Genomic DNA, 10050 nt, shown 5'->3' with positions numbered 1-10050 from the left:
CTACAACTTTTTTATACTGTTGATTTGTGGTGGTCTGCTTCTTTTTTTTATAATACACTGGCACCCCGCGGGTAACGCAGCGGGCTAGGGCCCCAGGCGCGGGGGTTGACGGACCCGGGGCTGCCCGACCAGGCAGCCGCGGACCAGTGGCTGGAGACCAACCGGTCCGTCCTCCTCTCGGTGATCGAGCAGGACGCCCGGCACGGCAGCGGCGAACACAGCTGGCAGCTGGCCACCACCCTGGAGCTGTACCTGGACCGCATCGGGCGCTGGGAGGAACAACTCGGCGCACAGACCACGGCCGTCGGGGCCGCCCAACGCCTGGGCGACATACGCGGCCAGGCGTACGGGCACCGGGCGCTCGGCTTCGTCAGCGGCCGTTTCGAGCGGTGGGACGAGGCCGACGCGCATCTGTCGCGCGCCCTGGAGCTGTTCGGCGAGATCGGCGACCGGGCCGGGCAGGGCAGGACCCACCGCTACGCCGCCTTCCTCGCCAACCGGCGTGCACGCCACGCGGCGGCCCTGGACCACTACGCCCGGGCGAGCGCCCTCTACAGCGAGACCGGACAACGGGGCGTCCAGGCGAGCATCGCCAACGAGGTCGGATGGACGTACATCCTGATGGGCAGGTACGAGGACGCCCTGGAGGAGTGCGGCCGGGCGCTCCAGGTCCACCGGGAGACGGGCGACCGCAACGGCGAGGCCGCCGCCTGGGACAGCCTCGGCTACGCCCACCACCACCTGGAACACCACGACCGCGCGCTGGAGTGCTACCGGCACGCCCTGGAGCTGTACCGGGAGATCCGCGACCGCTATCTGGAGGCCGACACGCTGGTGCACATCGGCGACACCCACCACGCGGCCCGCGACGACGCGCGGGCCGCGCTCGCCTGGCGCGAAGCGCTCGGCATCCTGGAGGAGTTCGACCACCCGGAGGCCACGGACCTCCGCGAGCGGCTGAAGGGCCTCGCCGCACCCGGTCCGGCCCCACGTCAGTAATCCGTCAGAAGTCCTTCAGAGTTCGGTCAGAGTTCCGGAAGCGGGCCCTGCCTACGCTCCCCGCTCCGCTCCGTCCGGAGCGGGAGGTGCGTACCGCATTCCCCGTCAGGAACTCGAAGATGACCACGACCACGCACGCGGCCGCTGCCTCGGCCGCGCGTCGCGACCAGCTGCTGCACACCATGATGTCCGACCACGCCAAGGCACTGATCGCCTACGCCGAGAAGCTGCTGAACGACCGTCACACGGCCGAGGACATCGTCCAGGAGACCCTCATCCGCGCCTGGCCGCACGCGGAACGCCTCTACAGCACCGAGGGATCGGTACGGGGCTGGCTTCTCAAGGTCACCCGCAACCTGGTCGTCGACCGGATGCGCAGCGCCACCGCCCGGCACGAGACCATCGGCGCGGACGACCGGGACGTGCCCCTGCCCGACCACTCCGGCGCCGTGCTGACCGCGATCGAGGCGACCGACCTGCTGCGGCAGCTGTCCCCCGAGCACCGGGAGGTCCTCCTGCACACCTACCTGTGCGGCCGCACCGCGCAGGAGACGGCCCGCTTCCTCGGCATACCCGCCGGAACCGTCAAGTCCCGGCGGCACTACGCCCTCAACACCCTGCGGGCCAAGGCCGGTCACGATCTCAGGCCGGAACGGTGAGCCGCACATCCAGCACCGGGATGTCGACATGCCCGTCGGCGTCGGTCCGCCAGCGCCAGTGCGCGCCGGCGGCCTCGCCGCACACCAGACCGGTCCAGCCCGCGCCGCCCGGCCCGCACAGGGCGGCCAGCTCGGCGGCCGCCGACTCGCCCGGCGTCCCGGCCACCACGACCAGGCCCCGCACCGGCCTGCGCACCGCTCCGGCACGCACCGTCCCCTGCTCCTCCGCGGGCGGCGCCGGGGCAGGGGCGTCGACCCGGGGAAGCTGCCGAAGGCCCGGCGGCACGGTCAGGGGCAGGGCACCGTCCGCCCCGCGCAGCACGGTCACCGGAGTCTCCGGGCGGGTCCGCGCGATCTCCGCGAGCACGTTCTGCACGACGTCCCGGGCGATGTTCTGATCACCGCTCACGCTGAGGACGCCGTCCAGCCGGCTGAGGTCCACGAACACCGGCTCGCCGTCGGCGTCCGTGCCCGCGCGCACCAGGCAGGCGGAGCCGACCGCGGTCTGTGCCGTCGCAGCGGTGTCCTCGCCACGGGTCAGCCAGCCGGTGGCGGCCGCGGGGCGGCGCCAGCGGGTGCCGTCGGTGTTCGTCCACGGGGCGTCGGCCGTGTCGGTCGCCGTGAGCCACACCGTCACGCCCGTGCTGTCGACGCGCAGCGCGTGCACCGGCCGCTCCGACCGCTGCCGGGTGGGTGCGAACTCGCCCAGAGTGCCGTAGGCGCGTCGTACCGCATCCGCGTCGGTGGCGAACCGGCGGCCCGTCGCCTGGCGCTGCATCAGCCGGCGCCTGCGCCGCATCGGCTCGCCGAGCCGGCGGACGGCGCGCCGTACGGCGTCGTACGCGATCCGCACCTTGCGCCTGCCGACGATGCCGGCGGTGACCAGGGCGAGCACGATGGTGCCGAGCACCGCGACGGCCGCGGCCAGCGGAAAGGTGAACGTCGTGGACTGCTGAGCGCCCGGCGGGGACGTCTGCTGTCCGGAGGCCGGGGGAGCGGAGGTCGCGCCCTGGCTCCCGGTGTCCCGGGCCAGTTGGACGTCGGATCCCGAGGCGTCCTGCGGCAGCCGCAGGATCCAGCCCGGGTGCAGCTGGTCGTCCGGGCTGTTCAGGGCCCCGCCGTCCTTCTGCGCCTGGCCGCGGTTGAGGTCGAAGATCTCGCCGGACCGCGAGGCGTCGCCCAGTGTGGCGGCGGCGATCGACTGCAGAGTGGCGAGTTGCCCGCCGGTCTGCGCCGGGTCGGGCACCACGAACACCTTGACCAGGCCGTCGTCGGACCCCGCCGCGTGCGCGGAGCCGGTCCCGCCCAGCGCCACGAGGCACGCCGCCAGCAGCGCCACCAGGGCACGCAGAAGTGTCCGTACCGCGGCGGTCGTCGGCCTGCGCCCCGAACCTCGGTCCGTGCTGCTGCTCATCGTGTCCACCCATGCCCTCCCTGGTTCCGTTGCACCGACTACACGGAGCCGCCCGGTGAAAACGTTCGATGCGAACTCGGTTTGAACCCTTCGCGACGCCGACCCCGTGTACCTGGCGAACACCACCAACTGGCACCGGACCGGGGGACCCCAATGGCACGTCGGCACGCGAGTCCCGAGGACTTCCAGCTCGTTGGCATGGACTCGGACCCGACGCCCGGCGACCCCGACCTGATCCAGGGCGTGATGAAGCGGTACCGGGACATCGGGGACGCCGCGGAGAAGGCGCTGAACGTCCTGAAGAAGGACGGCACGATCTCGCAGGGCCGCGGTTCGGCGATGGACCAGCTGAAGGAGAAGATCGGCGACGATCTCCCGGACAAGCTGACCAAGACCATGACCTCCTACCACGACGCGGCCCAGGCCTACAGCGACTACATGCCGCGGCTGCGCGAGGCCCAGGACACCTTCGACCGGGCGGTGGACCAGGCGCGGACCGCCGCGCCCCAGGCGAACCAGACGCCCAAGGAACTCGGCCCGAACCCGACGGACGCGGAGAAGTCCGCGGCGCGCGGCACCCAGGACGCCATCGACGCCGGCCGGTCCCAGCTGAACGCGGCCAAGAGCCTGGCGGATCAGGCCAGGTCGATGCGGGAGAGCGCGCAGCGCCAGTGTGCCGATGTGCTGGACCGGGCGGCACAGGAGGCGATTCCGGAGCGGAACATCTTCCAGAAGATCGCCGACTTCTTCAAGGACTTCCCGTTCGTCCAGATCCTGCTGGCCGCCCTCGTCGCCGTCGTGGCGGTGTTCTTCCCCGTGGTCGGCGCGCTGCTAGGCGGGGCGTTGTTCGTCTTCAACCAGGTCATCGCCAGTCAGACCGGCGGTATCAAGGCCGGTGACTTCGTCGTCGGCCTGCTCGGGATCGTCCCCGGCGGCTCCCTGCTGAAGTTCGGCGGCAGGGCCGTCGAGGCGATCGCTCCCGCTGCCGTGGCCGCCGTGAAGAACTCCGGCTTCATCGCCAAGAGCAGCGCGTCGATCACCAAGATCGGGGAGTCCCTCACCAACAGCAAAGTCGTGAGCGGTGTCCTCGCCAACCCCGTCGGGAAGGTCGCCACGGAGGTCACCGGCGGTTTCCTGGCCAACTCGGCGCTGGAGGCGGGTGCCAAGGCGGCCAACGGCGACAAGATCACGGCCGCGGGCGTGTTCGCGGGGGCTGCGGCCGGGGCGGTGGCCGGAGCCGCGTTCAAGGGAGGCATCGGCAGTATCGGAAAGAGGCGCGGGAACCCTCCGGTCGAGGAGGGCAAGGGCGGCCGGTTCGGCGACACCACGGAACCCGCGGCCGGGGACACCGTGGGCAAGCGGGCCGCCGACCAGGTCGGGGGCTTCGTCGAGGAGGGCGCCACCCTCGGGACGAAGATCGGCGTGGGCGTCGCCCAGGGCGGCGACCCCAACGAGGTCGCGGCCGGCGAGATCGCCAACTCCGCACCGAAACTCGGCGCCGGGCCGGTCGGCAAGGCGGGCCTCGGGCGTGCGATCGACGGCCTCACGGACAAGATCCCCGTCAAGACCGGCCCCAGGCCCTCGACCGGCTCGCCGAACACACCCCCCGCCGCCCCGCCGGCCGCCCCGGCCCCGGTCGCGCAGCCGACGCCCCCGGCCCCGGTGAACACACCGGCAGGGGCGCACCCGGCGACTCCGGCTCCGGTGGATCCGGCGAACGTGCCCATCCCGCCCTCGCCCACCACCCCACGTCCCTCCACCCCGACCCCGGTGGATCCGGCGAACGTGCCCATCCCGCCCTCGCCCACCGCGCCGCGCCCCGCCACTCCGGCCCCGGTGGACCCGGCGAACGTACCGCTGCCGCCCTCCCCGACCACCCCGCACGCCCCCGCCGTGCCGCCGCCCGCTCCCACCCCCTCGGACGGAAGCAGCACCCCGGGACGGCCCGCCGTCCCCCCGATCAGCACCTCCGACTCGCAGTCGAACACCGGCAGCGAGCCGTCGTCCCCGTCGAGCGACGGGTTCGTCACCGCGCCGACGAGCCCCACCGAAGGCCCGGACGCCGGCGGCGGCCGCTAGCCGTCCCCGCGGTCCGCACCCAGTCCTCCGTCCCCGAAGGGACGGATCGCACCAACAACCAGCAAGGAGTTCTCCCATGCCCAACTACGCCGTCAACTCGGACACCACCGCCTCCACCTCGCAGGCCCTGCTCAACGACTTCTCCCAGCTCCAGGACAAGCTCAACGAGGTCAAGGGCAAGATCTCCAACCTGCTCGCCGACGGCTACAGCACGCCGGCCGCCCAGCAGAAGTTCTCGCCGTTCTTCGACGAGTTCGCGAAGGGCTTCGACCAGGTCAACCAGGGCCTCCAGGGGATCGGCCAGTACGTGAAGTCCGTCGGCGAGGCCTTCGACCAGACCGACAGCCAGCTCGGCTCCAACCTCTCCTGACCCACCGGCCCGGTCCGCCGGCACGGCGGGCGGTGCCGCACCCACCTCCACCCGAGCCTCCACACAAGAAGGACGATGAGCAGTGCGATTGACCGTCAGCGTGCGTGACCCGCAGGTCGAGGGGGTGTCCGCCACCGTCGCCGTGGAAACCGAACCGTCCGCGCAGACGGGCAGGTTCGCGGCCGAGCTGGCCCGGGCCGTCGGGTATGCCGATGCGGCCGCGGGGGAGCCGTCCCTCTACATCGGCTCGACCCCCGTCGACCCGGGCACCACCCTCCAGGGCGCCGGTGTCCGGGACGGCATGGACCTCGGGCTCGGCGCCCCCCTTCCCCGGGAACCCGAGCCCGAGGGCCGTACCGAGGTCCGCGTGGTGTCGGGCCCGGGCGCCGGAACCGTCTTCCGGCTGGTCCCGGGCGACTACGACATCGGCAGCGGCCCCCTGAGCCGGATCCGCCTCGCCGAGGGCGCCCCGCCGCTCGCGGCCCGGATCCGGGTCCGCCTCGACGGAGGCGCCGAACTCCTCATGACGGACGGGGCGTTGCTCGACGGCAAGCCCGCACAGGACCCCGGCCCGTGGCGGGCGGGCAGCCAGCTCGCCGTCGGGGACACCCTGCTGGAGCTGACCTCACGCCCGACGGCCCGCGCCCCGCTGACCCCGGCCCAGGACGGTCTCGGCCTGGAGTTCAACCGGCCGCCGAGGTTCCTGCCGCCCGCCGCGGGCGCCAGGTTCCGGCTGCCCACGCCGCCGGTCAAGCCCGACAAGCGGCCCATCCCGCTGCTGCCGATCCTGCTGCTGCCCGCGGGCAGCGCGGCGATCGCCATCTTCGTCACCCACCGCTGGTCCTTCGTCTTCATCGCCCTGCTCTCCCCGATCGCCGCCCTGGTCACCCAGTTCGGCGGCCGCAAGCAGGCGATGCTCAAGTACCTGGAGAAGAAGGAGGAGTACGACCGGACGCTGGCCCGGGTGCGCGCGGACATCGACGCCGCCGTACTGGAGGAACAGCACAACCTGCGGCTGTCGCTGCCCGATCCGGCGACACTGCTCCAGATGGCGGTGCAGCCCTCGGAACGGCTGTGGGAACGCCGTTGGCAGGACCCCGACTTCCTCACCGTACGGGTCGGCACCACCGACCTGCCCTCGTCGGTGAGCGTCGACGACCCCGAGCAGGACGAGCACCGGCGCTCCACCGTGCCGTGGCTCAACCAGGTGCCGGTCGCCGTGGCGCTGCGCCGGGCCGGCGTCGCGGGCGTGGCGGGACCGGGCGCGACCCGGCTGGCCGGCTGGCTGACCGCCCAGGCCGCCGCCCTGCACAGCCCCACCGACCTGCGCATCGTCGTCCTGGCCGGACCGGACGGCGAACGCGACTGGTCCTGGACCCGCTGGCTGCCCCACACCCAGGCCCAAGGCGAGGACGCCTACGCCCTGATCGGCTCCACCGCCGACTCCCTGGCCCGGCGCATCGGCGAACTCGGCCAGCTCGTCGCCTCCCGCACCGCCGCGGGCCCCGACGTCACCCGCGGCGGAGCCAACGGCTACCCGGACGTCCTCGTCGTCCTCGAACAGGCCCGCCGGGCCCGCTCGCTGCCCGGCGTGATCGCGCTGCTGCGCGACGGCCCGTCCGTGGGCGTCCACACGATCTGCATCGACCGCGAGGAACGGCTGCTGCCCGAGGAGTGCGGCGCCGTCGTCGTCACCGAACCGGGCGCCACCACGTCCCGGGTGCGCACCGGCTCCGGCGCCGCGCTGGAGAACGTCCGCAGCGACTCGCCGGAACCCGACTGGTACGAGCACTTCGCCCGTGCCCTGGCCCCGCTGCGCGGTGTCGGCGACAGCGACGAGAGCGCCCTGCCCGGCTCCGTACGCCTGCTGGACCTGCTGCACATCGAACCGCCCACCGCGGAGGCCGTGGTGGCCGGCTGGTCGCTGGGCGGCCGCAGCACCCGGGCCCTGCTCGGCATCGGATACGACGGTGAGTTCGCCGTCGACCTGGTCCGCGACGGCCCCCACGCCCTGATCGCGGGCACCACCGGCTCGGGCAAGTCCGAGCTGCTGCAGACCCTGGTCGCCACCCTCGCCGTGGTCAACCGGCCCGACGAGATGACGTTCGTCCTCGTCGACTACAAGGGCGGCAGCGCCTTCGCCGAGTGCGCCGACCTGCCGCACACCGTCGGCCTGGTCACCGACCTCGACACCCGACTCGTGGAGCGGGCACTGGTCTCCCTCGGCGCCGAACTGCGCCGCCGCGAGACCCAGTTGGCGCAGGCTGCCGCCAAGGACATCGAGGACTACCTCGACAAGCGCGCCCGCGGCGGCAACGTGCTGCCCCCGCTGCCCCGACTGCTGCTGGTCATCGACGAGTTCGCGTCCATGGCCCGGGAACTGCCCGAGTTCATCTCCGGTCTGGTGAACATCGCGCAGCGCGGCCGCTCGCTCGGCATCCACCTGGTGCTGGCCACCCAGCGCCCCGGCGGCGCGGTCACCCCGGACATCCGCGCCAACACCAACCTGCGGATCGCGCTGCGCACCACCGACACCAGCGAGAGCCGCGACATCATCGACGCCCCCGACTCCGGGGACATCTCGCCCGCCAACCCGGGCCGCGCCTACGCCCGGCTCGGTCCTTCGGCCCTGCTGCCGTTCCAGTCCGGCCGCGTCGGCGGCCGGCGCCCCGGCGGGCAGGCCGCCGTGGGGACCGAGGCGTCCGTCCGCGCGGAACCGGTGACCTGGCAGAACCTCGGCGGCCCGCTGCCTGCCGCCCGCTCCCGGGGCGGCTCGGGCGCGGCACAGACCGAGGCCGTCACCGACCTGGCCGTGCTCGCCGGAGCCGTCGCCCAGGCGGCCCGGCTCGCCGAGGTACCGCGCCAGCCCAGCCCCTGGCTGCCGCCGCTGCCCGAGCTGCTCCCGTGGACACCGCCGCCCGCGCCCAAGCCCACCGCCGAGCGGGAAGCGGCCCTGCCCGCCGTGGAGTACGGCGTGGTCGACCTGCCCGCCCAGCAGAGCCGCGTCCCCCTGGTCCTCGACCTCGACCGGGCCGGCCACCTGCACATCGTCGGCTCGCCCCGCAGCGGACGCTCCCAGACCCTGCGCACCCTGGCCGCCGCCCTCGCCCAGGCCCACGGCGCCGACGACGTCCACCTGTACGGCATCGACTGCGGCAACGGCGCGCTCAACGCCCTGACGGCGCTGCCGCACTGCGGTGCCGTCGTCGACCGCAACCAGACCGAGCGCCTCGGCCGCCTCCTGGACCGCCTCGGCGCCGAACTCACCGCCCGCCAGAGCATCCTGGGCGCACGGGGCACGGCCGACCTGACCGAACTGCGCCGGGCGCAGCCCGCCGAGGAACGGCTCGCCCACATCGTGCTGATGGTCGACCGGTTCGAGGTCTTCGAGCGCGAGTTCACCCAGTACGACAACGGCAGCTACATGGAGCGCATGATCCGGCTGCTGCGCGACGGCGCGGGCGTCGGTATCCACGTGGTGCTCGCCGGTGACCGGGTGCTGGGCAGCAGCAGGTTCTCCGGCACCACCGAGGACAAGATCGTCCTCAGGCTCAACGACCGGCAGGACTACTCCAGCGTCGGCATCCCCGGCAAGTCCGCGCCGACCGACCCCGCACCGGGGCGCGGCATCCGCACCCAGGACCTCAGCGAGGCGCAGATCGCGGTGCTCGGCGAGGACCTGTCCGGCACCGCCCAGGCCGGGATCCTGGTCACCCTGGGCCGGGAGCTGACCGGACGCGAGTCCCCGGTCCCGGCCGCGCGCCGCCCGATCCGCCTCGACGTGCTCCCCGACCAGATCACGTACGCCGAGGCCCTCGCGCTGCACACCCGGGGCGGTCCCATGCGGCCCCTGGTGGCCGTCGGCGGTGACACGCTCACCTCGCTCTCCCCGGACCTGGCGGACGTGCCGACGTTCGTGATCGCCGGGCCGCCACGCACCGGCCGCAGCACCGCCCTGCTCACCGCGGCCGAGTCCCTGCTGGCCGCCGGCGCCGGCCTCATCGTGCTCGCACCGCGGCGCTCGCCGCTGCGGCAGCTGCGGGGACGGCCCGGCGTGGCCGCCCTCATCACCGACGCCGAGGTGACGGCACAGGAGTTCCGTCAGGCGCTCGGCAACGTGCCGGAGGAGCAGGGCGTGATCGTCGTGGACGACGCCGAACTGTTCATGGGCGCCGAGATCGACCCCGACCTCGCGCTGCTCGCCCGCGGCGGTGCCGGCACCGGCTGGGGCGTCCTCGCGGCCGGCAACGCCGAGTCGCTGGCCCTGAGTCTGGCCGGCTGGATGGGCCAGGTGAAGCGCAACCGCACCGGCATGCTGCTCTCCCCGCAGGGGCTGAGCGACGGCGAGGTGATCGGCGTGAAGCTGACCCGGGGCGTCGTCGGGCAGGCGCCGCAGCCGGGCCGGGGTCTGCTGCACCTGGGCGACGGAACGCTGCGGACGGTCCAGGTGCCGTTCCTCGAAGCGATCGCGGCGGACCTCTGAAGCCGGGAGGCGCGCCCCCGCTTCCCCCCTGGGGACGCGTCTCCCC

6 protein-coding genes are annotated in these 10050 nt (G+C 73.5%); 5 read left to right on the top strand and 1 reads right to left on the bottom strand.

Going from position 1 to position 10050, the window contains the following annotated elements:
- Window positions 1-105 precede the first annotated feature (105 nt).
- Together ACFWPS_RS47520 and ACFWPS_RS47515 are read left to right on the top strand one after the other, a co-directional pair.
- Window positions 106-999: a tetratricopeptide repeat protein gene (locus ACFWPS_RS47520; RefSeq protein WP_383718813.1), complete on the top strand. Its 894-nt coding sequence runs from the start codon at window positions 106-108 to the stop codon at window positions 997-999.
- 119 nt (window positions 1000-1118) lie between these two features.
- On the top strand, window positions 1119-1658 hold the full coding sequence (locus tag ACFWPS_RS47515; RefSeq protein ID WP_383718811.1) for a sigma-70 family RNA polymerase sigma factor: 540 nt from the start codon (window positions 1119-1121) through the stop codon (window positions 1656-1658).
- Here ACFWPS_RS47515 and ACFWPS_RS47510 read toward each other — a convergent pair.
- Complete coding sequence (locus tag ACFWPS_RS47510; protein WP_383718808.1) at window positions 1642-3072, bottom strand: hypothetical protein; 1431 nt, start codon at window positions 3070-3072, stop codon at window positions 1642-1644. The two genes, ACFWPS_RS47515 and ACFWPS_RS47510, sit on opposite strands and share 17 nt — an antisense overlap.
- Before the next feature lie 153 nt (window positions 3073-3225).
- On the opposite strand from ACFWPS_RS47510, the gene ACFWPS_RS47505 reads away from it, so the two are divergent.
- The 3 genes from ACFWPS_RS47505 (at window position 3226) to ACFWPS_RS47495 (ending at window position 10004) form a co-directional block, all read left to right on the top strand.
- Window positions 3226-5151: a putative T7SS-secreted protein gene (locus ACFWPS_RS47505; protein ID WP_383718806.1), complete on the top strand. Its 1926-nt coding sequence runs from the start codon at window positions 3226-3228 to the stop codon at window positions 5149-5151.
- Between the two features lie 76 nt (window positions 5152-5227).
- Complete coding sequence (locus ACFWPS_RS47500; protein WP_383718804.1) at window positions 5228-5521, top strand: WXG100 family type VII secretion target; 294 nt, start codon at window positions 5228-5230, stop codon at window positions 5519-5521.
- 88 nt (window positions 5522-5609) lie between these two features.
- The gene (locus ACFWPS_RS47495) at window positions 5610-10004 is read left to right on the top strand and encodes an FtsK/SpoIIIE domain-containing protein (RefSeq protein ID WP_383718873.1); all 4395 of its coding nucleotides are present in this window, start codon (window positions 5610-5612) and stop codon (window positions 10002-10004) included.
- The last annotated feature ends 46 nt before the right edge of the window (window positions 10005-10050 follow it).

Origin of the sequence: Streptomyces sp. NPDC058457, from assembly GCF_042720695.1 — a bacterium.
In the GTDB taxonomy this organism is placed as follows: Bacteria; Actinomycetota; Actinomycetes; order Streptomycetales; family Streptomycetaceae; genus Streptomyces.
The sequence above is the reverse complement of the archived record's forward strand: the minus strand, read 5'-3'. Positions and strand labels throughout refer to the sequence as shown.

Excerpts from the sequence above, each read along its gene's own strand:
- ACFWPS_RS47510 (WP_383718808.1), bottom strand. The coding sequence starts at position 3,072 with ATGAGCAGCAGCACGGACCGAGGTTCGGGGCGCAGGCCGACGACCGCC.
- ACFWPS_RS47515 (WP_383718811.1), top strand. The coding sequence starts at position 1,119 with ATGACCACGACCACGCACGCGGCCGCTGCCTCGGCCGCGCGTCGCGAC.
- ACFWPS_RS47505 (WP_383718806.1), top strand. The coding sequence starts at position 3,226 with ATGGCACGTCGGCACGCGAGTCCCGAGGACTTCCAGCTCGTTGGCATG.
- ACFWPS_RS47500 (WP_383718804.1), top strand. The coding sequence starts at position 5,228 with ATGCCCAACTACGCCGTCAACTCGGACACCACCGCCTCCACCTCGCAG.